This window comes from Paenarthrobacter nitroguajacolicus, from assembly GCF_051027655.1.
GTDB lineage: Bacteria > Actinomycetota > Actinomycetes > Actinomycetales > Micrococcaceae > Arthrobacter > Arthrobacter nitroguajacolicus.
Genome location: NZ_CP073234.1, coordinates 1,497,518 through 1,519,928 on the forward strand (window position 1 = coordinate 1,497,518; position 22,411 = coordinate 1,519,928).

Annotated in this window: 14 protein-coding genes; 5 read left to right on the plus strand and 9 right to left on the minus strand. The window is 63.0% G+C overall.

Annotated features, from left to right (window positions below; translation table 11 throughout):
* Position 1 precedes the first annotated feature (1 nt).
* The 9 genes from KCX59_RS07365 to KCX59_RS07405 all read right to left on the minus strand — a co-directional run bounded on the left by KCX59_RS07365 (position 2) and on the right by KCX59_RS07405 (position 11,964).
* Positions 2–1,873, minus strand: a complete 1,872-nt coding sequence (locus tag KCX59_RS07365) for an acetyl/propionyl/methylcrotonyl-CoA carboxylase subunit alpha (protein ID WP_091466233.1) — start codon at positions 1,871–1,873, stop codon at positions 2–4.
* A 54-nt stretch (positions 1,874–1,927) separates the two neighbouring features.
* Positions 1,928–2,605: a Maf family protein gene (locus KCX59_RS07370; protein ID WP_091466235.1), complete on the minus strand. Its 678-nt coding sequence runs from the start codon at positions 2,603–2,605 to the stop codon at positions 1,928–1,930.
* Between the two features lie 149 nt (positions 2,606–2,754).
* Positions 2,755–5,280 (minus strand): MMPL family transporter, encoded by a 2,526-nt coding sequence (locus KCX59_RS07375; RefSeq protein ID WP_179019133.1) that lies wholly within the window; start codon positions 5,278–5,280, stop codon positions 2,755–2,757.
* A 1-nt stretch (position 5,281) separates the two neighbouring features.
* Positions 5,282–6,007 (minus strand): TetR/AcrR family transcriptional regulator, encoded by a 726-nt coding sequence (locus tag KCX59_RS07380; RefSeq protein WP_178996534.1) that lies wholly within the window; start codon positions 6,005–6,007, stop codon positions 5,282–5,284.
* Positions 6,008–6,145: 138 nt separating this feature from the next.
* Complete coding sequence (locus KCX59_RS07385) at positions 6,146–6,586, minus strand: YbjQ family protein (RefSeq protein WP_091466238.1); 441 nt, start codon at positions 6,584–6,586, stop codon at positions 6,146–6,148.
* Between the two features lie 93 nt (positions 6,587–6,679).
* Positions 6,680–8,113 carry a dicarboxylate/amino acid:cation symporter gene (locus KCX59_RS07390; RefSeq protein WP_091466240.1) on the minus strand — a complete coding sequence of 478 codons (1,434 nt, stop codon included), beginning with the start codon at positions 8,111–8,113 and terminating at the stop codon, positions 6,680–6,682.
* A gap of 265 nt (positions 8,114–8,378) precedes the next feature.
* Positions 8,379–10,061, minus strand: coding sequence for a DUF885 domain-containing protein (locus KCX59_RS07395; protein WP_178996530.1), 1,683 nt, complete (start codon positions 10,059–10,061; stop codon positions 8,379–8,381).
* A 65-nt stretch (positions 10,062–10,126) separates the two neighbouring features.
* Positions 10,127–10,384: an acyl-CoA carboxylase epsilon subunit gene (locus KCX59_RS07400; protein WP_370628979.1), complete on the minus strand. Its 258-nt coding sequence runs from the start codon at positions 10,382–10,384 to the stop codon at positions 10,127–10,129.
* A complete protein-coding gene (locus tag KCX59_RS07405) occupies positions 10,381–11,964 on the minus strand; it encodes an acyl-CoA carboxylase subunit beta (protein ID WP_178996528.1) in 1,584 nt (527 codons plus the stop codon). The genes KCX59_RS07400 and KCX59_RS07405 overlap by 4 nt, the downstream gene beginning before the upstream one ends.
* 217 nt (positions 11,965–12,181) lie before the next feature.
* Between KCX59_RS07405 and KCX59_RS07410 the strand changes: the two genes are divergently transcribed.
* The 5 genes from KCX59_RS07410 (at position 12,182) to KCX59_RS07430 (ending at position 22,256) form a co-directional block, all read left to right on the plus strand.
* The gene (locus tag KCX59_RS07410; RefSeq protein WP_091466250.1) at positions 12,182–13,072 is read left to right on the plus strand and encodes an SDR family oxidoreductase; all 891 of its coding nucleotides are present in this window, start codon (positions 12,182–12,184) and stop codon (positions 13,070–13,072) included.
* A gap of 67 nt (positions 13,073–13,139) precedes the next feature.
* Positions 13,140–14,090: a biotin--[acetyl-CoA-carboxylase] ligase gene (locus KCX59_RS07415; protein ID WP_179019131.1), complete on the plus strand. Its 951-nt coding sequence runs from the start codon at positions 13,140–13,142 to the stop codon at positions 14,088–14,090.
* Positions 14,083–14,676 (plus strand): PH domain-containing protein, encoded by a 594-nt coding sequence (locus tag KCX59_RS07420; protein ID WP_178996524.1) that lies wholly within the window; start codon positions 14,083–14,085, stop codon positions 14,674–14,676. Before KCX59_RS07415 ends, KCX59_RS07420 begins: the two co-directional genes overlap by 8 nt.
* The gene (locus tag KCX59_RS07425) at positions 14,666–15,844 is read left to right on the plus strand and encodes an adenylate/guanylate cyclase domain-containing protein (RefSeq protein WP_091466255.1); all 1,179 of its coding nucleotides are present in this window, start codon (positions 14,666–14,668) and stop codon (positions 15,842–15,844) included. Before KCX59_RS07420 ends, KCX59_RS07425 begins: the two co-directional genes overlap by 11 nt.
* Before the next feature lie 277 nt (positions 15,845–16,121).
* Positions 16,122–22,256: an Ig-like domain-containing protein gene (locus KCX59_RS07430; protein WP_179019129.1), complete on the plus strand. Its 6,135-nt coding sequence runs from the start codon at positions 16,122–16,124 to the stop codon at positions 22,254–22,256.
* Positions 22,257–22,411: the final 155 nt, after the last annotated feature.

The window sequence follows — 22,411 nt, forward strand, 5'->3', positions numbered from 1 at the left end:
GTTAGTCCTCGATGGTGGCGATGACTGCACCTGCGGCGACGGTCTCGCCTGCGGTGGCAGCGAGGCCGCGCACAGTACCGGCCTTGTGGGCGGTCAGTGGCTGTTCCATCTTCATGGCTTCGAGAACCACGATCAGGTCGCCCTCAGCCACAACGTCGCCTTCAGAAGCTGCCACCTTGACGATGGTGCCCTGCATGGGGGACGTCAGTGCGTCGCCGCCCGCAGCCGCAGCCGTTGCACCAGCTGAACGGGAGCGCTTCTTGGACTTGCCGGACTTGGTGCCCGAACCGCCGGAAACCGCGGCGATGCTGCCGCCCAGGCCGGACGGCAGGACGACCTCAAGCCGCTTGCCACCAACCTCGACGACGACGCGCTGGCGCTCACCGGCGTCGGACGTTTCAGCGCCCGCGCCGTTGGCAGACCATGCCGGGATGCTGTTGACGAACTCGGTCTCGATCCAGCGGGTGTGAACCTTGAAGGGTCCTTCCGCCGGAGCAAAGTCGGGATCGGTGACTACTGCGAGGTCGAAGGGGATGACAGTGGGAATGCCCTCAACCACCATCTCCTCCAACGCCCGGCGTGAACGCTGGAGGGCTTGCTCGCGGGTGGCGCCCGTGATGATCAGCTTGGAGAGCATGGAGTCGAAGTTGCCGCTGATGACGTCGCCCTGCTCAATGCCGGAATCGATCCGGACGCCGGGGCCTGTCGGGTTCTTCAGTGTGGTGATGGTGCCGGGGGCGGGCATGAAGTTGCGGCCCGGGTCCTCGCCGGTGATGCGGAACTCGAAGGAGTGGCCACGGACTTCGGGGTCGTCGTAGCCCAAGGCTTCACCACGGGCGATGCGGAACTGCTCACGGACGAGGTCGATTCCCGTGACTTCCTCGGACACGCAGTGCTCCACTTGGAGGCGGGTGTTCACCTCGAGGAAGGAAATGGTGCCGTCCTGGCCCACCAGGAACTCGCAGGTGCCGGCGCCGAGGTAGTTGGCTTCCTTCAGGATTGCTTTGGAGGACTCGTACAGGCGCTTGTTCTGCTCTTCGCTGAGGTACGGAGCCGGGGCTTCCTCAACGAGCTTCTGGTTGCGGCGCTGCAGGGAGCAGTCGCGGGTGGAAACCACCACAACGTTGCCGAAAGCATCGGCCAGGCACTGGGTTTCGACGTGCCGCGGAGCATCGAGGAAACGCTCAATGAAGCATTCGCCGCGACCGAAAGCGGCCACTGCTTCACGGACGGCTGATTCGTAGAGCTCGGGAATCTCGTCCATGGTGCGGGCGACCTTGATGCCGCGTCCACCGCCGCCGAAGGCAGCCTTAATCGCGATGGGAAGGCCGAATTCCTCGGCGAACTTCAGGATTTCGTCGGCGGACTCCACAGGGTCGGCCGTGCCGGGGACGAGGGGTGCGCCTACTTTTTCGGCGATGTGGCGGGCCTGGACCTTATCGCCCAGGGCCGAGATGGCCTCGGGAGAGGGGCCGATCCACGTGATGCCGGCGTCGATGACCTTGGCCGCAAACTCGGCGTTCTCGGCGAGGAAGCCATAGCCGGGGTGGATACCGTCGGCACCTGACTGCTTGGCGACGTCGATGATCTTGTCCATCACCAGGTACGACTCGGCTGCGGTGTTGCCGCCCAAAGCGTAGGCTTCGTCGGCGAGGCGGACATGGAGGGCGTCACGGTCGGGGTCGGCGTAAACGGCTACGGAGGCGATGCCTTCGTCCCGGGCGGCTCGGATGATGCGGACCGCGATTTCGCCGCGGTTGGCAATCAAGACCTTGGTGAGAGGGCTGGAAATGGGCTGCGCCGGGTTAGCTGACAAGTTGTTGACTCCTTCTGTCCTTGAGGAGCCTAGCGCGATTGTGAGGGTTCCGCCCATATTGATGGGGGATTCCGTGTGTGATGCGATGTTCCTTTGTAGGTTTGCTACAAACTACTTCTCTTGATTATCCGTGTCCCACAGCTCCGTGATGCCCACGTTCGCATGGACCAGCAGGTCCCGAAGGGTTGAGATGGAAAGCCCGACGACGGCGTGCGGGTCGCCGTCGACCTTGCGGATGAAGGCCCCGCCCAAGCCATCGATGGTGAAGGAGCCGGCACAGTGAAGGGGTTCTCCGGTGGCGATGTAGGCATCGATGTCGTTCGTGCTCATCCGGGCGAAGTGGACCTCAGCGCTCGATACCGCGCCAACGGTGGCGCCGGTGCCTTCGGGAGTTTCATCTGCGCCTGCTTCTTCGTCCGCGTCAGCGGCCGTGTCCCGGCAGTCAACCAGCCAGTGGCCCGTGTGGAGCACTCCCTGCGAGCCGCTCATCCGCAGCATTCGTTCCCGCGCGACCTCCGCTGTGTAGGGCTTGCCGTGGGACTCGCCGTCGAACTCGAACACCGAATCGCAACCGATCACTAAGGCACCCTCAGCTTCGGGCAGGGCGGCAACGGCCTCGGCCTTGGCACGGGCCAGCAAGAGCGCGGTGTCGTGGGCGTCAGTCACACCGTACTTTGCCTGCACCGCATCCTCGTCGACGTCGGAGACCAGGACGTGATGCCGGATCCCGGCTTCCGTGAGGAGCTTGGTGCGGGCGGGGGACTGGGAGGCAAGGATCAATCGGGTCACGGTCCCAGCCTAATACGGCCCTCGATCACATCCCGCGCGCTTCCCCCTGACGCTCGATCACATCCCGCGCGCTTAAACCGAACGCTCTCTCACTTGCGTCACGCAAGTGGGAGAGCGTTCGAGAATATTGGCTGTTACGTGAGAGAGGGTTAGTGGACGAGTTCCTCGGCATGGGCGTTCCGGCGATCACTGCGGTCCAGCTTGGCGCCTTCCACATCCACATCCGGAAGGATCCGTTCCAGCCACTTGGGCAGCCACCAGGCCTTCTCGCCCAGGAGGTACATCACGGCGGGAACAATCGTCATGCGGACCACGAAGGCATCAATCAGCACACCGAATGCCATCGCGAAGCCGAGTGGTCGGACCATGGTGAGGTGGCTGAAGATGAAGCCGGAGAACACGCTGACCATGATGATCGCGGCCGCGGTGACCACTGCTGCAGCGTGGCTGAACCCGGAGCGGACAGCATGTTTGGCGGACTCACCGTGCATGAAGGACTCCCTCATGCCGGAGGTAATGAACACCTGGTAGTCCATCGCCAGGCCGAACAGCACGCCGATCAGGATGATGGGCAGGAAGCTGAGCACAGCACCCGGATTGGCGACGTCGAAGATGCCTCCCAGCCAGCCCCACTGGTACACGGCAACCACGGCGCCGAAAGCAGCGGCCAGCGAGAGCAGGAATCCGCCGGTTGCCAGCAGGGGCACAACGATGGAGCGGAATACCAGCAGCAACAGCAGGAGGGAGAGTCCCACGACAATCGCCAAGTAGGGCGGCAGAGCCGCGCCGAGCTTGTTGGACACATCGATGTTGCCTGCGGTTTGGCCCGTCAGGCCGATGGTCGCATCCAAGTCGTCATGAATTGCTGAGCCCTTGGCGCGGAGATCGGACACCACCTGCACGGTGCCGGCGCTGGCGGGACCCTCCTTCGGGATGACCTGGAAGACGGCGGTGCGGCGGTCTTCGCTCAAGGCAACCGGCACAGCGGCGATGACGTTCTCAACGCTGCGAAGCTGGTCCGCGACGTCGAACTGCTTGTTCTTGGCATCGTTCTCGCTGAGGCCTTCGGGGAATTCGCCCACAACGACGATCGGCCCGGTTACGCCTTCGCCGAAGCTGCTGCGCGTGAGGTCGTACGCCTTGAAGGCTTGCGAATCCACCGGCTCGGAGCCGCCGTCGGGAAGTGCCAGCCGCAGCTGCGATGCCGGCAACGCCAAGGCACCCAGCAGGGCGACGCTTGCCACGAGGGCAACCCACGGGTGACGCGTGACCATACCGCCCCATCCACCGCTGCTGCGCTTCTCCTCGCGTTCTCGGTCCGCAGCTTCGTGGCCGGGCTCGGCGTTGTGCTTTGCAGCCTTGGCCCAAGCGCGCTTGGAAATGAGTCGGCGGCCAATCAAGGCCAGGACGGCGGGCGTCAGGGTCAAAGCTACGACGACGGCTACACCGACTGTCGCTGCGGCCGCAACACCCATCACTGCGAGGAACGGCAACCCGGGAACCACCAGTGCGGCGAGGGCGATGATGACCGTGAGGCCGGCAAATAGCACGGCGTTACCGGAGGTACCGGTGGCCAAGGCCGCAGATTCCTCGGCGTCCATACCGGACAGGAGCTGCGTGCGGTGGCGGTTGACGATGAAGAGGGAATAGTCGATGCCAACCGCGAGGCCGAGCATCAGGGCAAGCATGGGCGAGATGGAGCTCATGTCGATCACACTGGTGAGCGCGAACGTTCCACCTACGCCCACGGCAACGCCGATCAACGCCATCAAAAGTGGCAGGCCAGCCGCGATAAGCGTGCCGAGCATCAGAATCAGGACAAGGGCAGCCACTGCGACGCCCACGATTTCTGCAATGCCGAAGATCTCAGAGACGTCCTCGGTGATTTCCTTGCTGGCGTAGGCAGTGACACCGGCGGAAGAGACTCCGTGGACGATCTCCTGGACTTCCTCGCGGACGGCGGGGTCAACGGCGTTGATGGAGGTCTTAAACTGGACCTGCGCGATTGCAGCTCTGTTGTCGCTGGAGACAAATCGCATGCCCTCAGAGGCCTCAAGCTGTCGCTTGCCGAGGGCCAGCGTGGCGGCGCCGTCGGCTGCTTCCTTGGCTCCGGCGTCGAGCTTTTCCTTCCCTGCGGCGAGTTCGGCGCGCTGCGGAGCCAGCTGCGCTTCAATCTGCGCCGGAGTGAGGCCAGCTGCGGCCAGTTGCTGCTCAGCCCCTGCGAGTTGGGCTTCGCCTGCAGTCAGCTGGGCGCGCGCGGCGTCCAACTGGGTTTGGCCCTCGGCAGCCTTGGCTTCGCCGGCGGCGATGTCCGCCGCGGCCTTATCCAGTTGCTCCTGCGTGGTGAAGGGGTTTACCGTGCCCTGCACGTCCGGCATGGCTTCCAGCTCGGTAAGAGCAGCCGCAACTGCATCCTTTTTGGCTTGGTCGAAGCCGGCATCTCCGGCGTCGAAAACTACGCTGGCCGAGCCGCCCGACGAATCGGGCAGGGCATCCTTCAGCTTGTCCGCCATCTGCTGGGTTTCGGTGCCCGGGATGGTGAAGTTGTTGGACATGGTGCCGTGGAACGCTGCGGCCGAGCCGCCCACTGCCACCATGACGGCCAGCCAAATGGAGATGACCAGCCAGCGGCGGCGATACGAAAATTTGCCGAGACGGTAGAGGAACGAGGCCATGTCAGAACCGATCTTTGGTGGTTGAAACGGAAGTTGAGGCTGCTGAGGCGCGTAGGGAAGCGTCCGACGGCGGCGCGAAGCCGGTGCCGAGAAGGCCCATCGCATCGATGAGGTGCTGGCGGAGGACGGCGAGGGATTTGGGGGAAAGGTCCGGTCCGTGTTCGGCGAACCAGACGGTCATTGCCGCTTTGCCGCAGGAGATGACGGAGCCTGCGAGGGCATGGAGGTAGAGCTCGCTGATGCCGGCGCCGAGCCGGCCGCGGGCAGCGTCAATGATCTGCGCGGTGCAGTGCTCCCAGGCTTCGAGCTCGGAGCGGGCCAGCTGACGGTTGTCCTGCGTCAGGCTGAACAATTCGGCCATGGGAGCCACGGACATGGGATCGGCCAGCGCCATGAGGGCGGCCTGCGCGGATTCGAGGATGGACTCATCTGCGGGACGCAGCCGGAACTGCTCCAACGCGTGGTCCATGAAGCCGTCGGCAACGGAGGCCAGGGCAGCTTCGAGGCTGGGGAAGTAGTTGAAAAAGGTTCGCCGTGAGACACCCGCGCTGGCCGCGATGTCTTCTACGGTGAAATTTCCGGGCCCGTTGCTGCGCAAAAGGTCCAGGGCTGCGGAGGCGATGGAGCTGCGGGTGGCCGCCTTGTTGAGTTCGCGCCGTGAAGGGGTAGCGGGCTCAGCAGTGGTGGACGACTCCGCAGTGGCTTCCTGGCTACTGGTTTGGGTCACATACTTACACTAAGTGCAATTTTGCACTCTGCGCAATTTGGCGGTCCTTGGGGCACGCGAAAAGTCCCGCCCTGGTTCGTCAAGCCCACCGTTGAACGGGGTGGCGGACGAACCAGAGCGGGACTCGGAAGCGCGGAGCTAGAACTGTGTTGGGGGCGCCGGGGGAGCGGGTGGAGTCGGCTGACCCTGCTGGGATGACTGTTGGGCTGCGGTTTTGGTCAGGTAGATGGACTGGCCCGTCGCTCCGGGCTCACCCTCACCCAGCGGCAGCACGTAGACCGCGGTTCCGTAGGCACACACTTCGGTCCAGTTGGTGCCCATTTCCGAGGTGTCGAAGCGCATGGCCACAATGGCGTTGGCTCCACGCTGCTGCGCTTCGTTGACCATGCGTGCCATGACTTCCTGGCGGCTTTCGTAGAGGGCTTTGGTCATTTCGGGCAGCTCGCCTCCGCCAAGGGAGCGGAAGCCGGCAAGCATTTGCGACCCGATATCGCGTGAACGGACAGTGAGGCCCATGACTTCGCCGAAGACGGCATCGATGCGGTGGCCTGGGATTTCGTTGGAGGTGACGATCAACATGGTCCGAGCCTATCCAGACTCGACCCCTTAAACGGGGAAATCCCCCGGGGAGAACTCCCCGGGGGATTTGTGCCCTTGCGAAGCGGCTGAGTCTTAGGCCTTTGAATCGGCCAGTTCGCGCTCGTTGACTTCTGCCGCTGCCTTGTCGGCTGCGAACTCATCCGCGAACGCTGCACCGTTGCGAGGTGCGTTGTACAGCGACTCATCCAAGATGCCCTGACGCTTGGCCACGATGGCCGGGACCAGTGCCTGGCCCGCGACGTTGACGGCGGTGCGGCCCATGTCCAGGATCGGGTCGATCGCCAGGAGGAGGCCGACGCCGGCAAGCGGGAGTCCCAGCGTGGACAGGGTCAGCGTGAGCATGACGACGGCGCCGGTGGTGCCTGCCGTAGCGGCGGAACCGAGAACGGAGACCAGAACGATCAGCAGATACTGGCTGAAGTCCAGGTTGATGCCGAAGAACTGTGCCACGAAAATCGCAGCGATGGCCGGGTAAATCGCTGCGCAGCCGTCCATCTTGGTAGTGGCGCCCAGCGGCACAGCGAAGGAAGCATAGCCGGAGGGGACGCCCAGGTTCCGCTCGGTGACGCGCTGCGTGAGCGGAAGCGTGCCGATCGAGGAACGGGAGACGAACGCCAGCTGGACCGCCGGCCAAACACCGGAGAAGTACTGCTTGACGGACAGGCCGTGGACGCGGACCAAAATGGGGTAGAGGACGAAGAGCACCAGTGCCAGGCCAATGTAGATAGCGGCAGTGAACTTGCCCAACGAGCCGATGGTGTCCCAGCCGTAGATGGCCACAGCGTTACCGATCAGGCCGATGGTGCCCAGCGGGGCGATGCGGATGATCCACCACAGGACCTTCTGGATGACTGCCAGCGCGGATGCGTTGAAGGTCAGGAAGGCTTCGGCCTGCTTGCCCACCTTGAGGGCGGCAACGCCGATTGCGATGGCGATCACCAGGATCTGGAGCACGTTGAAGTTCACGGCGGTGCTGACGGTGGTGGCGGCGTTGGCGCTCTCGGTGACGGTGGAGCTGGCGCCGAGTCCAAGGAAGTTCTTGGGGAACAGGCCGATCAGGAACGCCCACCAGTCACCGGTCTTGCCGGCGTACTTGGCTTCTTCGGTGATGCCGGTTGCTGCACCAGGCTGCAGAAGTACACCCAGGCCGATGCCGATCAGTACCGATACCAGCGAGGTAATGGCAAACCACAGCAGAGTGTTCCACGCCAGCCGCGCGGCGTTGGAGACCTGGCGCAGGTTCGCAATGGAGCTCACCACGGCGGTGAAAATCAAAGGAACGACGGCGGTCTGCAGCAACGATACGTAGCTGGAGCCAATCGTCTGGAGAGTAGCGCCGAGGCCGTTGGGAGCAGTCTTGGTGCTGCCCGTGTACTTGGCGATGAGGCCAAGGACGAGACCGATGATAAGGGCTGCGATGATCTGGACGCCGAAGGAACCGGCCCACTTGGGGAGCCGGAAGCCGGTCTTGCCAGCTGCTGGGGAAGTGTTGGTTGAGGTGCTCACCGGAACACGTTAGGTGCATCGCAAATAACATAGCGAACGGACGTTGAGAAATGTTACGCCGTCCCCAAGCCCCTTCAGGCCACGGATGCCCCATTTCGCGGCAGCGGGCGGGAGGTTTGTGAAGTTATTCCCGCATGACGTGTGGCGATGATCTCTGGCCAAGGTGCTGACCCCCGCACCCGTTTGCGCCGATCGCACCCGTAACCACTGGTGCGAAATGGGGAAACGGGTGCGATGCCGGCGCCGAAGGAGCAGCACAGGAAAACTACCCCAGCAACGCCCGACGCAGTACGTCCAAGCCAACCGAACCGATGTTCAACGCCTTGCTGTGGAAGGACTTGAGGTCGAAGCCTTCGCGGGATTCAAGCTCTGTACGGATTTGCTCCCACAAACGCTGCCCCACTTTGTAGGACGGGGCCTGGCCCGGCCATCCAAGGTAGCGGGTGAATTCGAACTGGAGCTGGCCTTCGCTGATGTCGAGGTTGGCTTTGAGGAAGTCGAAGCCTTTGTCGGGTGTCCAGGTACCGGTGCCCCAGCGTTCGGGGACGGGTAGTTCCAAGTGGACGCCGATGTCGAACACCACGCGCGCAGCACGCATGCGCTGGCCGTCCAACATACCCATGTGGTCGCCCGGGTCCTTGAGGTAGCCGAGTTCAAGCATGAGCTGCTCGGCGTAGAGCGCCCAGCCTTCGCCGTGTCCGGACACCCAGCAGACATTGCGGCGCCAGTTGTTGAGGAGTTCGCGGCGGTACGTGGCCGTAGCTACCTGGAGGTGGTGCCCGGGAACGCCTTCGTGGAACACCGTGGTGGTTTCGGACCAGGTGGTGAAAGTGTCTTCACCTGCCGGTACGGACCACCACATGCGGCCGGGCCGGGAGAAGTCGTCGGAAGGGCCGGTGTAGTAGATGCCGCCTTCATCGGTGGGGGCGATCATGCATTCGAGGGTTTTCATGACGTCGGGGATGTCGAAGTGGACGTCGGCGAGCTCAGAGACTGCACGGTCGGAGAGTTCCTGCATCCAGGCCTTGAGGGCGTCCGTGCCCTTGATCTGGCGGGCGGGATCGTTATTGAGAATGCTCTTGGCTTCTTCAATGGAGGCGCCCGGTTTGATCTGGCCGGCAACCTTTTCCTGCTCGCTGATGAGCCGCTCGAGCTCCTGGACACCCCAGGCGTACGTTTCTTCCAGGTCGACTTCGGCGCCAATAAACGAACGGGACGCCAGGGCATACCTTTCACGGCCCACGGCGTCCTTCTCCGGGGCTACGGGGAGGAGTTCGTCCCGAAGGAAGTCGCCCAAGGCACTGTACGCCGAACGCGCGGCCGCAGTCCCGGCGTCGAGCTTTGACTGAACGTCCGCAGGCAGCGGCTGATCACCAACGGCGGCCGTTGACGCCATCTTGGCGAAGAAGCCATCCTCTGCCGCGTACCTGCCGGTCTGCTCAATGACGATCCGCACTTGGCGGGCGGCGGATATTTTTCCGGCGGCAGCAGCCGAGCGAAGTGACGCAATATAGCCCTCAATCGCACCAGGAACGTTCGCAGCACGGCCGGCGATGTGTTCCCACTGTTCCACCGTGTCCGTGGGCATGAGGTCGAAGATGGCGCGAATGTCCTGGGCGGGGGAGGCGATGTTGTTGAGGTCGGCCTCATCCCAGCCGGACTCGTGGATCTCCAGGTCCAAGCCGAGCCGCTCGCGCATGGCGTCCAGGGTGACGGCGTCCACATCATCGGACGGTTCAAGGCCTGCCAGGGCATCCAAGGCCAATCTTGTGGCCTCCGCATGCGCCTCAGCCCCGGCAGGCGAGTAGTCCTGGTATTCCGTTTCGTGTCCCGGCAAGCCCAGCGTGGTGGCGAAGCTGGGATTGAGTTCGATCAGCTTTTCTGTGTACGCGTCAGCCACGGCATCGATGGCGGACTTAGGGCGTACGGGAGTGTTTGCAGTAGTCACCCACAGAGCCTAGCCGCGACAACGCTTACGTGAAAGGGTTGTTGAACTTTCTACAGAGGAGGGAATTAACCCCGGCTGCGCTTCCAAGCACCTGGACCCGGCGTGGGGTCCAGGCGGAGTTGTTGGCGACGCACCCAGTGCCGGACGTTCGGCTTGGACGAGGCCTCTTCCTGACGGACTCCCAGCGAAACCACGACGGCGGCAAGCGCCGCGAGCTCTTCGGCCGTCGGTTCGCCCTTGACCACCGAGAACATCGGTTCGGCAGGCGATTCGGTGGCTGCTCCGTCAGGCGCCAAATCGGCGCGATGCTTGGGCGCCATCACAGCGGGATGTTTCCGTGCTTCTTGGTGGGCAGGCTCGCGCGCTTGTCGCGGAGGGCCCGGAGTCCGCGGATGATCTGCAGGCGGGTATCCGAGGGAGCGATGACTGCGTCAACATAGCCCAGCTGCGCCGCCTGGTACGGGTTGAGCAGCTCTTCCTCGTAGCCCTGGATGATTTCGGCGCGCTTGGCCTCCACGTCGCCGCCGGCTTCGGCAACGGCAGCGAGATCGCGACGGTAAAGGATGTTCACTGCCCCCTGGGCACCCATGACGCCGATCTGGGCCGTCGGCCACGCGAGGTTCAGGTCAGCGCCCAACTTCTTGGAGCCCATCACGATGTACGCGCCACCGTAGGCCTTGCGGGTGATGACGGTGAGCTTGGGAACGGTTGCTTCAGCGTAGGCGTAGAGGAGCTTGGCGCCGCGGCGGATGATGCCTTGGAACTCCTGGTCCTTGCCGGGAAGGAAGCCGGGGACGTCAACCAGCGTGATGATGGGGATGTTGAAGGCGTCGCAGTGACGGACGAAGCGGGCAGCCTTCTCCGAGGCAGAGATGTCCAGCGTTCCCGCGAACTGCATGGGCTGGTTGGCCACGATGCCCACGGTGTGTCCCTCTACGCGGCCGTAGCCGATCATCACGTTGGGGGCGTACAAGGACTGCATTTCGAGGAAGTGTGCGTCGTCCACGATCTGCTCAATGACCTTGCGCATGTCGTACGGCTGGTTGGCGGAGTCGGGGATCAGGCCGTCCAGCGCGTGGTCGTCGTCGTTCAGTTCCAGTTCCTGGTCGTGCTCCACCACGGGGGCCTCGGACAGGTTGTTGGAGGGCAGGAAGTCCAGGAGTTCGCGGACGAATTCGATCGCGTCGGCTTCGTCGGAAGCCAGGTAGGTGGAGGTGCCGGTGGTGGCATTGTGCTGCCGCGCGCCACCGAGGGTTTCCATGTCCACGTCCTCACCGGTGACTGTCTTGATGACGTCAGGTCCGGTGATGAACATGTGCGATGTCTTGTCCACCATGACCACGTAATCAGTCAACGCGGGGGAGTAGGCAGCGCCGCCGGCACACGGGCCCATGATGAGGGAGATCTGGGGGACCACGCCGGAAGCGTGCACGTTGTTGCGGAAGATGTCCGCGAACATCGCCAGCGAAGCAACGCCTTCCTGGATGCGTGCGCCGCCGCCGTCGTTGATCCCGACAACCGGGCAACCGTTCCGGAGGGCGAATTCCTGGACCTTGACGATCTTCTCACCGTTGACTTGGCTCAGCGAGCCGCCGTAGACGCTGAAGTCCTGGCTGTAGATGGCGATGAGGCGGCCATCCACGGTTCCGTATCCGGAGACCACGCCGTCGCCGAGCGGCTTCTTCTTTTCCATGCCGAATGCGGTGGAGCGGTGGACTGCGAGGGCGTCGAACTCGACGAACGATCCGGGATCGACCAGGAGGTCGATGCGTTCGCGGGCGGTATTCTTGCCGCGCGCGTGCTGCTTTTCGATTGCTTCCGGGCCGGAAGGCTGTTCTGCACGGGCCTGGCGGTCGCGGAAGTCGGCAATCTTTCCCGCTGTCGTTGTCAGATCGTGGCTCATCAAGTGTCTCCGGCTCTGTAGCTGATATTCGCTGGCGCAATCCCCGGCACGGACAAGTAGCTGACTTAAGTAGCTTCCGTACAAAGAACAGGCCCCGCAGGCCAGTCTAGTGACGCCTCTGCCGCGAACCGCTGTAGAAACCCTACAATTTTCCGTGCCCACGCCAAAGCCAGCACTATGTTACCCGTCAGTAACATAGTTGGGTTAGAGTGTCCCCATGACTTCAAGCAACGGCGCTTCCTCCGCCTCAACAGAGGGTCACACGCAACGCACCAGCCCCTACGTTGCCTCCGCTTCGCTCAAGGGCAAGACCATCCTCATGTCCGGCGGCAGCCGTGGCATCGGCCTGGCCATCGCCACCCGTGCGGCCCGCGACGGCGCCAATATCGTGCTCATGGCCAAGACCGGCGACCCCCACCCCAAACTCGAGGGGACCGTCTTTACCGCCGCGGAACAGTTGGTCAAAGCGGGCGGCCAGGCGCTGCCGCTCGTCGGGGACGTCCGCAATGATGACGACGTCGCCGCAGCAGTCGCCGCCGCCGTCGAGCGTTTCGGGGGCATCGACGTCGTGGTTAACAACGCCTCGGCGATCGACCTTTCCCGCACCGACGCCGTGGACATGAAGCGCTACGACCTCATGCAGGACATCAACGTCCGCGGCACGTTCCTGTTGTCCAAGCTGGCCCTGCCCGCCTTGCGCGAATCCAGCCACGGCCACATCCTCACCCTGTCTCCTCCCCTTAACCTGGACCCGAAATGGGCCGGTATGCACTTGGCCTACACCATGGCCAAGTACGGGATGAGCCTCACCACGCTGGGACTCGCCGAAGAGCTGAAGAACGACGGCGTCTCGGTCAATTCACTCTGGCCATGCACCTTGATTGACACGGCCGCGATCCGGAACATGCCAGGCGGGCAGCAGATCGTGCAGGCGGCCCGCGGACCGGAGATCATGGCCGATGCCGCGCACGCCGTGCTGACGGGCTCGGGTGCTACCGGGAATTTCTATACAGACGAAGAGGTGCTGCGCGCTGCCGGCGTTTCGGACTTCACTCCGTACAGCCTCGGCGCGCCCGAAGATCGCTTGGTGCCGGACATCTTCCTTTAGGGAGATTCATAGCCGTTTTTCAGCGCAGCCATCATCCGGGGACGTCGCAACTGGATAGGATTCAGCTATGGATGCCGAACAGCCAGAGAGCAGCGAACCCCAGGTCTTGTCCGGAGAGGTCACGTCCGGGCACTCCCGTTCCTCTGTGGATCGTAGGGCGTTGGACCGTGATGCTCTGCTCCAGCCGGATTTCTTGTCGGCTGCCGGCATCTCCCAGCTGAAGATTGTCGATTCCACGGGATCCACCAACCAGGACCTCGTCAGGGCTGTGACGGTGGAACCGAAAAAGTGGGCCGACCTTTCCGTGTTGACCGCCGAACACCAGACGGCGGCGCGCGGCCGGCTGGACCGCCACTGGGAATCACCCGAGCGGTCGGCGGTGTCCGTTTCCATGGTGCTGCGCCCCGTAACGGCAGAAGGAATGCCGGTCCCGACGCAGAGCTACTCCTGGCTGTCACTCCTTGCTGCGGTTGCCCTGCGTGAGGCCCTGCAGGAAACCGCCGGAATCACCGCGGAGATCAAATGGCCCAATGACGTGCTGGTCAACGGGCGGAAGGTGGCTGGCATCCTGGCCCAGATGACTCCGCTGGGCGATGGCTCCGTTCCGGCCGTCATCTTGGGTGTTGGCCTCAACGTGTCCTTGGCGGAGGAGGAACTTCCGGTCCCTACAGCAACCTCGCTTGCTCTCGAAGGGGCCACGACGACGGACCGCACCGCGCTGCTGAAGAGCTACCTTTCCCGCTTCGCCAGGTTGTACCGCAGTTTCTGCAACTCCGAGGGAGACCCTGCGGCCGGTTTGGTAGGTGGCCCGTCCCTGCACAAGCGCGTCGAGTCGGCCATGGTGACGTTGGGCCGGGAAGTGCGCGCTCACTTGCCTGGGGACCACGAACTCGTGGGCCACGCCTCGCGCTTGGACGAGCACGGCTCGTTGTTGGTGGTGGACCACGGCGGCAGGGAGCACGTAGTGACAGCCGGAGATGTGGTGCACTTGCGCGCCACAGAAAGCGGTTATGCGTAAAGAGTTACTTCCGGGGGAGCAGGTCATCACGATTACGCGCCAACAGGGCCGTTCGCTCTTCTTTCCGCTGCTGGCCTTCATCGTGGTACCCGCCCTGACGGGTTTTGCCTGTGCCTGGATCGTCAGGGAAAACCCCCAGCGCCTGGTGCCGTTCATCACTGCCGAATGGACGCCTTGGCTGGTGGGGACCGTTGTTGTGCTCGCGGTGTGGTTCCTCGCCGCGTACAGCCTCAAGCGTGTGTTGCGGTGGCGGTCGATCAAGTACGTCCTGACGAGCAGGCGTGTACTTGCCAGGAACGGAATGTTTCGGCGGAGTGATTGGCAGGTATCGCTGATGGCCGTCCGCAACGTTGGTGTCCAGCAGAGCATGCTCCAACGGGTATTGCACTCAGGGAATATATCCTTGGATACCGGGCACTCCGGAATAGCCGTCCTGGCCGATGTTCCCGAAGTGGGGAAGTTCCGGGGATTCATTCTTGACGCGATGGACGAACTCCCGCAAGGTGAGGTTTTTGAGGGTGAAGTACTGAGGGATTTTGAAGAATTGCCATGGGAGTTGAGAGAAGGTGGAAGAGATGAGCGTTGAGGATCAGCAGTCCGGCGAGGACCTGGACCAGGAGTTCGACGCCGTACCGGAACCTTCCGTCGACGAGGAGACTGAGGTCGGGCCTGCTCCGGCGTCGGTGCAAACAGGTCCGCCCACTGGTGTGATGTCCGCGGAGCGCCTGGCTATTAAAGCCCTTGAGGCGAAGCTCCTGGGCGGAGAACGCAAGCTGCGGCGTCGTGAAGTTGCTGCCGGCGCGGGCGTGTCCATCCTGTCGGCACGCAAAATCTGGCGCGCCCTGGGATTCCCTAACTTTGGGGACGAGGATGTGGCGTTTACTGAACGCGACCAAGCTGCCCTATCCAGCATCCTGGATTTGGTGCGTGCAGGGCTCCTGACAGAGGAAGCCGCGATCTCAGTTACCCGTTCCATCGGCCAAATGACGGACCGCATGGTGGTGTGGCAAATCGAAGCCTTGGTGGAGGACATGGTTTCCGAACAGGGAATCCCTGATGCCGTGGCCCGAAAACAGTTGGTCGGGCAACTCCCCGCCCTGGTGGATTCCCTCGAAGAGATCCTGGTGTACTCCTACCGCCGCCAGCTCAACGCCGGCGTTCAGCGGCTTGCCGTTCGGGCAGAAGCGGGGCTGCAGGCCAGCGAGGAGGGTCGGGAGGGGGACGAAGACGATTCACCGTTGCCCTTGGCCCGTGCCGTGGGATTCGCTGACCTTGTCTCTTACACCAGCCTGTCGCGCCGCATGAACGAGAAAACGCTCGCCCAGCTGGTGCAGCGTTTTGAGAACAAATGCGCCGAGATCATTTCCGTGGGTGGCGGACGACTGGTCAAGACCGTGGGCGACGAAGTCCTCTACATCGCTGAAACCCCCGCTGCCGGAGCGGAGATTTCCTTGGCACTGGCGCAGGCCTTCACTGAGGATGAGATCCTGCCGCAGTGCCGTGTATCAATGGTGTGGGGCCGCATCCTTTCCAGGCTTGGCGATATCTACGGGCCCACCGTTAATCTGGCTGCACGGCTGACTACGCTGGCGCAGCCCGGGACGGTTCTCGTGGACGCCATGACTGCGGCCGCCCTTGGACAGGATGACCGCTTCGTCCTGGTTCCCCAGAAGTCGGAGAACGTCCGTGGCTTCGGTGAGATCCATCCCGTGATGCTCGCACGCGGACGCGGCAAGGGTTTGGTGCTGGACTAGGCAAGCTGCTGACAGCCCCTCTGGGCCGCACGCTCTCTCACGTCCCTCGGGCTTCAGTCGTTCGCTCTCTCACTTTCTTCAGGAGAGTGAGAGAGCGAACGGGCTTAAGGGCTGTTGTATGAGAGAGCGTTGGAAATATCTGCTGTTGCTGAGAACTGCGTCACGACTTAGCAAAACGATGGATTAACCCGGTAGTCTTAGCGTTGTTTGTGTCGTGGATGGCCGTGCGGTTTCGGTGCCGGCTGCCTCGGGCTGCCTAATTTGTGGGGGAATGTGGATGGCTCTGCCTGACGGGTCCGGGAACCGCCGTGCCAAGAACCGCCGTCGGAAGGTCATCGCGGCAACCGCATTTTCCCTTGCTGCCGCAGTCCTGGTGACCGGCGCGATCCTGTACCCGGGGTTCAAGACCACCGAGGTGGACCTCAATGATGGTGGCGTCTGGGTGGTCAGCAAGTCCAAGAATGCCGCCGGCCGGCTCAACTACCCTTCCAAGTCCCTGGATGGTGCTGTGACGCCGGCAAGCAAGGACTTCGACATCCTCCAGCAGGCCGGAGACATCTTCATTGATGACCCTGAAGGTGCCACCATCAACCCGGTCAGCGCCGCAAATATGCGCCTGGGCGGAGACCAGAAACTGCCAGGCTCCGCGGATGTAAGTTTCGGCCACAAAGTGTTGGCAGTCACCGACCCGTCAAAAGGCAAGGTCTGGGCATTGTCGCCCGGCTCAGTGGGCGGCTTCAGCGACGAGTCAGAGCCATTGTTCGAGCAATCGCCCGGAATTGTTTCGGTGGTGGGCGCAGACGACACCATCCACACTGTGGATCCGGAGTCCGGCAGTGTGACCGCAACCAAAGTGGACGCCAACGGCAGGTCAGTGGATTCGCAGGTCCGCAAGGATGATGCCCTCAAGGGCGCCGGAGACCTGCAGCTCACCGCGGTGGGTGACAAGGCCGTTGTGCTCAATGAAGTTACCGGAAACATCGTTCTCCCTGGCGGCGCAACCGTTCACCTGGATGACGCCCGGGACGCGAAGCTCCAACAAAGCGGACCCGCCGCGGATTTCGTGGCCATCGCCACCACCAACGCCCTTCTGCTTCAGCCGTTGGATGGGGGTACAGCCAAAACCATCCGGCCCGACGGCGAAGGCGTTCCCGCGGCGCCCGTCCAGCTGGGCACCTGCACTTACGGAGCATGGTCCGGTGCCAACAAGTACATTCGCGAATGCAGCAACGAGGCTGACAACCGCCGCGCCGACGTTCCCAAGGCGAGTGCGTCGCCGTCGTACGTTTTCCGCGTAAACCGCGACCTTGTGGTTCTGAACGACGTCAATTCCGGCAACGTCTGGATGGTCAACCAGAACATGCAGTTGGTCAACAACTGGGACGACGTTATCCCGCCCCAGCAGACATCGGACGACGCCGACAAGGACTCCGCGGACGAAGTCCAGCAGACGGTCCTGCCGGACCGCAGCAAACCCAACACCCCGCCTGTGGCCAAGCCGGACGCCTTTGGCGTGCGCGCCGGGAAGACGACCCTCCTGCCGGTTTTGGACAACGACGCCGATACCGACGGCGATGTCCTGACGGTCTCCGCTGACCAAGCCGTGAAGTCGGGGGCGTTGGCGCCTGTCTACGGCGGGACGGGTTTCCAGATTGCCGTCCCTGCGGAGCAATCCGGGGCGGAGACTTTCAAGTACTCCGTGGACGATGGCCGTGGCGGAACCGGCGCAGCGAACGTTGACCTCCGGATCGTGCCGTCCGGTGAGAACAACGCACCCCAGCAGAAGCCCAACAGGAACAACGCCTTGGTGGTGCAATCCGGGAAGATCGCCAACCAGTACGTCCTCAGTGACTGGATAGATCCCGACGGCGATGACATCTTCGCGGTTGCTGCCAGCAGCAGCGATCCCGCCGACCAAGTACGCATCCGGCCGGACGGGTTACTGACGTTCCAGGACTCCGGGGCAGGGCCGGGCAAGAAGACCATTTCCGTGACGGTCTCGGATGGCGCATTGAGCACTGAGGGGCGCATCAGTGTGGACGTTCGTGCCCCTGGTGCCCTGCCGCCCATCGCCAACGCCGATCACGTGGTGGCGGTGGCAGGCCAGGACACGGTGATCGCCCCACTTAAGAACGATACCGATCCGCAAGGCGGCACTCTGCGGCTGGCACAGGCCCAGCCGGATGAACAAGCCACGGCTGTCATCGGTCCGGACCAGCAGACGTTTACCTTTAACTCCACGACTGCCGGCCCTCACTACGTCACCTATATGGTCACCAACGGCCCCGCGAGTGCGCAGCAGCTTGTGCGCGTGGATGTAGTGTCCGGAAATAACGACGGCGCTCCCGTTGCGGTTCGCGACATCGCGCTTCTGCCCAGCGGCGGCAGCACCGTGGTGGACGTGCTGGGCAATGATTCGGATCCGGCCGGCGGCGTGCTGGTTGTCCAGTCGGTCACTGCGGAGGACGGCTTGCCGGTCACGGTAGCGGTTCTGGACCATTCAGTGGTCAAGGTCACCGACATCCATGCGACCGGACAATTGTCCTTGAAGTACACGATTTCGAACGGCAAAGCGTCGGCCACGGGAGACATCTCGGTGCAGGTGGTGCCGGCGCCGAGCAAGCTGCAGGCCCCGCAGGCCAAGCCCGACGAAGTATCGGTACGCGTCGGCGACGTTGTGACCATCCCGGTCCTGGAGAACGATTCGGACCCCAACGGCGGAGAACTCACCCTTGATCCCGCACTGGCGCAACAGCCCGACGCCGCGGACGGCAGGACGTTCATCGCTGGCAATTCCCTGCGCTTCATCGCAGGCGAGCTTCCCAAGACTGTCTATGCCATTTACAAGGTCAGCAACGCCTCGGGCCAGACCGATTCGCAGCAAGTCACTATCCGTATCCGCGCCAGGGACGACGCCACGAACACCCGCCCCGAGCCGCGAAACCTGACCGCACGTGTGGTGGCGGGCATGACCGTCAAGATCCCCGTACCGTTGGACGGCATCGATGCCGACGGCGACTCGGTGCAGCTCATTGGCGTCGACAAAGCGCCCGCACTTGGCACAGCCGTGGTGCGGGATGGATACATGGAGTTCACTGCTGCCGCCAATTCTGCCGGGACTGACACGTTCAGCTATCGCGTTCGGGACCGAATCGGAGCCGAAAACACCGGCACCGTGATTGTGGGCATCGCACCGGCAGAAGCGAACAATCAGAAGCCGATTGCCGTGGACGATGCAATTGACGTCCGACCAGGTCGTCGGATTGCAGTAGATGCGTTGAAAAACGACTCGGATCCCGACGGCGATCCCCTTGGCCTGGTGAATTCCTTCGAAGCCAATCCGGAACTGCAGGTTGAGGCTGCCACCGGCAAGATCCTGTTGACGGCGCCCGGCGTTGCCGGAAACGAGAGCATCAGCTACCGGATCCAGGACGACAAAAAGGCTGAGGCAAGCGCCGTTGTCAGGGTTCAAACAAGCCCGACGGCGGCCCTCCACGTTCCGATTGCGGTAGACGATCGCATCACCCTGGCTGAGACGCTGGGCAAGACCGCCGTGGACGTCCCGGTGCTGAAAAATGACTCTGATCCGGACGGCGTTGCGGAAGACCTGACCATCACGTTGCCGGATGCGAATCCGAACGCCAGGGTAGGAACCGCCGGCAACGTTGTGGTGACTCTTACGCCCCAGGACCAGCTGATTCCGTACACCGTGACGGACATGGATGGGCAGTCAGCAACAGCAGTGATGTGGGTCCCCGGACAAGGCCTGCAGTATCCAACGCTTGCCAAGACCGAGCCCGTTGAGGTCATGTCCGGCAAGGAAACCACGCTTTCGCTCCAGGAATACGTCCGCGTGCGGGACGGGCGCCAACCACGGCTTACAGTGGCGGACAAGATCCGTGTGCAGGGAGCCGATCCCAACAACGTTATTTCCGGCGATGGAAATGCTCTGCGGTATGCGGCACAGACGGACTACGTTGGCCCGGGGTCCATCACCTTCGAGGTGACTGACGGATCAGGCCCGGACGACTCGCAGGGGCTGAAGTCCACGTTGACCATCATCACCAAGGTGATCCCGGACCCCAACGCGAACCACATCCCCACTTTCAGCGGCGCTTCGATCGAGGCACCCAAGGGGGAAACCACGGACCTGGAATTGGCAAACCTCGCCAAGGACGTGGACGAGCGGGATCAGGGAAACCTCAAGTTTGAGCTCGATGGACAGCAACCCGCGGGCTTCCAAACCAAGGTGGAGGGAACCGTCCTCAAAGTCACCCCGGACCTTTCTGCTAATCCGGGCGTGGTGGGCACCTTCCCGCTAAAGGTCACGGACGGCCGCTCTGACGCTGTTCGTGCCACGGTGACGGCCACGGTTGTCTCGTCCAACAGGCCGCGTCCTGCAGCCAACGACGACGCTGTTGAGAAAGCCAACGCCGGGCGGTCCGAGACCATCAACGTGCTGGCCAACGACTTCAACCCCTTCAATGACTCACCGCTGACCATTGAGAGCGCCGCCGTGGAAACAGGCACTGCGGCTGGTCAACCGACGGTCTCGGGTGATTCGGTCACCGTGACTCCTGCTGACAGCTTCAAAGGCGTCATGGTGGTGCGGTACACCGTGCTGGACAAGACCAAGGACCCATCCAGGCAGGCCGTGGGGCGTGTCCGGATCACAGTCCGGGACAAGCCCGACGCTCCGTCGGCGCCCGTAGCAACCGACGTCCGTAGCCGCACCGCAGTGCTCAAGTGGGCACCGCCGTCGGACAATGGCGCCGCCATCACCAAGTACACGGTGAAGGCGGCCGGCTTTGAGCAGGTGTGTCCCACCACTACATGCACGCTCTCGGGACTGACCAACAACGTGAAGTACGTGTTCACGGTATTCGCCACCAATGAGGTGGGGGACTCGCCAGCATCGATCGCGTCCAATGAGATCCGCCCGGATGAGAAACCGTCGCCGCCGGAAGCGCCCGGGGTCAAAGCCGGGGACAAGAACATGGCTATTACGTGGACCCCTGCGAAGACCGAGGGCTCTCCTGTGAAGCACTACAACCTGGAGATCTCGCCGCCTCCGGCCAACGGCATAGCCGTTAAGAACGAGGTCACCGGCCTGAGCTACACATGGCCCGGGCTCAGCAATGGCGTGAAGTACAAGGTTCGTGCCCAGGCCGTCAACGAGCTCGGTCCGTCGGACTGGGGCATGTACTCCCTTGAGGACAACCCCGCTGGCCTTCCGGCGGCCCCGGCTGCCCCCACCACCGCTGTGGTGGAGTCCGTGGGAACAAGTAACCAGATCCGCGCGGATTGGGCCGAACCCAATATCAATGGTGATCCCATCAAGACGTACTACGTCAGCATGAGCGGTGGAAACGGCGTGCCCCAGACCCAAACAATCCCGGGAAACGTCCGGTCAGCCACCTTTACCGCCCAGAACGCCGAAGCCGGCTACACGTTCACAGTGCAAGCTGAGAACAAGGCCGGGAAGGGTGGCGTCAGTGCCGCCTCAGCCCCTCGCCGTGCCACAGGCAAGCTCGGCACCGTTAACAACGTCACAGCGACACCGGCAAATACCGGGGGAGCGGGCCGGGCAGTCACCATCAACTTTGCGGTCCTTGACGACAAGCAACGAAACGGATCCACGCAGAGCGAAGTCAGCTACCGCTACCTGGCGAGTACCGGCCAGTCCGGTCCTATCACGCCCGGGCAAACGGTGGGTGGTTTCGCCAATGGGCAGGCTACCTCCATCACGGTCACGGCCGTGTCCTCCGTGGCGCCAAGTTCCAATGCCAGCGCACCGGCAACAACCACGCCGTACGGGTCGCCTGGTACGCCGTCCGCTTCCGGTGCAAACGGCGGCCAGAACCAGACCACACTGACGCTGAACTGGTCCTCCCCGTCAACGGGCAGCAACGACGTAGCTGTAACCAAGATCAGGATCACCGGCGGTGGAGAGGATACCGGATGGATCAACGAATCAGCGTCCGGCAGCCGCGTAGTCAACACCGGTGGCTACAACCAGACCCGCACCATTGAGGTCCAGACGTTCAACTCCATAGGCCAAGGCGGAGGCGTGGCTTCCGCAAGTGCTCAGAGCGGGCCGCAGAAGACGTCGTGGGAAGCGAACCTGCCCTCCGGTAGCTACCGTACCTGCACGGATACTGCACCTTCCGGCCAGACGTCGTGGGATCCCAAGCCAGGCGAACACACTTGTGGTGGGAAGATCTACGGAGCCCCGTGGCAATACGAATCCAACGGCACCTTCACGGTCAACTGCTACGTGTACCGCAGCACCCCGTACATCAACTACGCGGCCTGGTACCGCCTGACCAGCGGCCCTAACGCAGGCCGGTTCATCGCCCAAGGCAACACCACCTTGGGAGACCCCGGACCTCATCAGATTCCACAATGCTGACTCAATCGAAGCCTGGGCGCCGGGCAGTTGTCCCCATCGCGCCCTGGGCCAGGGAGACAGTACGCTGTCAAAGCCAACGGATAGCCCGGTCTCGGGTTTCCTTGGCCGGCCGTGGGGCGCGTGGGATAGTCTTAGGGACTGAAATTTCCGCCGCC

What these genes read in the sequence shown, in the direction of transcription:
- KCX59_RS07365 (WP_091466233.1), bottom strand. Translation starts at nt 1,873, where the DNA reads ATGGGCGGAACCCTCACAATCGCGCTAGGCTCCTCAAGGACAGAAGGA.
- KCX59_RS07375 (WP_179019133.1), bottom strand. Translation starts at nt 5,280, where the DNA reads ATGGCCTCGTTCCTCTACCGTCTCGGCAAATTTTCGTATCGCCGCCGC.
- KCX59_RS07385 (WP_091466238.1), bottom strand. Translation starts at nt 6,586, where the DNA reads ATGTTGATCGTCACCTCCAACGAAATCCCAGGCCACCGCATCGATGCC.
- KCX59_RS07405 (WP_178996528.1), bottom strand. Translation starts at nt 11,964, where the DNA reads ATGAGCCACGATCTGACAACGACAGCGGGAAAGATTGCCGACTTCCGC.
- KCX59_RS07410 (WP_091466250.1), top strand. Translation starts at nt 12,182, where the DNA reads ATGACTTCAAGCAACGGCGCTTCCTCCGCCTCAACAGAGGGTCACACG.
- KCX59_RS07415 (WP_179019131.1), top strand. Translation starts at nt 13,140, where the DNA reads ATGGATGCCGAACAGCCAGAGAGCAGCGAACCCCAGGTCTTGTCCGGA.
- KCX59_RS07420 (WP_178996524.1), top strand. Translation starts at nt 14,083, where the DNA reads ATGCGTAAAGAGTTACTTCCGGGGGAGCAGGTCATCACGATTACGCGC.
- KCX59_RS07425 (WP_091466255.1), top strand. Translation starts at nt 14,666, where the DNA reads ATGAGCGTTGAGGATCAGCAGTCCGGCGAGGACCTGGACCAGGAGTTC.
- KCX59_RS07430 (WP_179019129.1), top strand. Translation starts at nt 16,122, where the DNA reads ATGGCTCTGCCTGACGGGTCCGGGAACCGCCGTGCCAAGAACCGCCGT.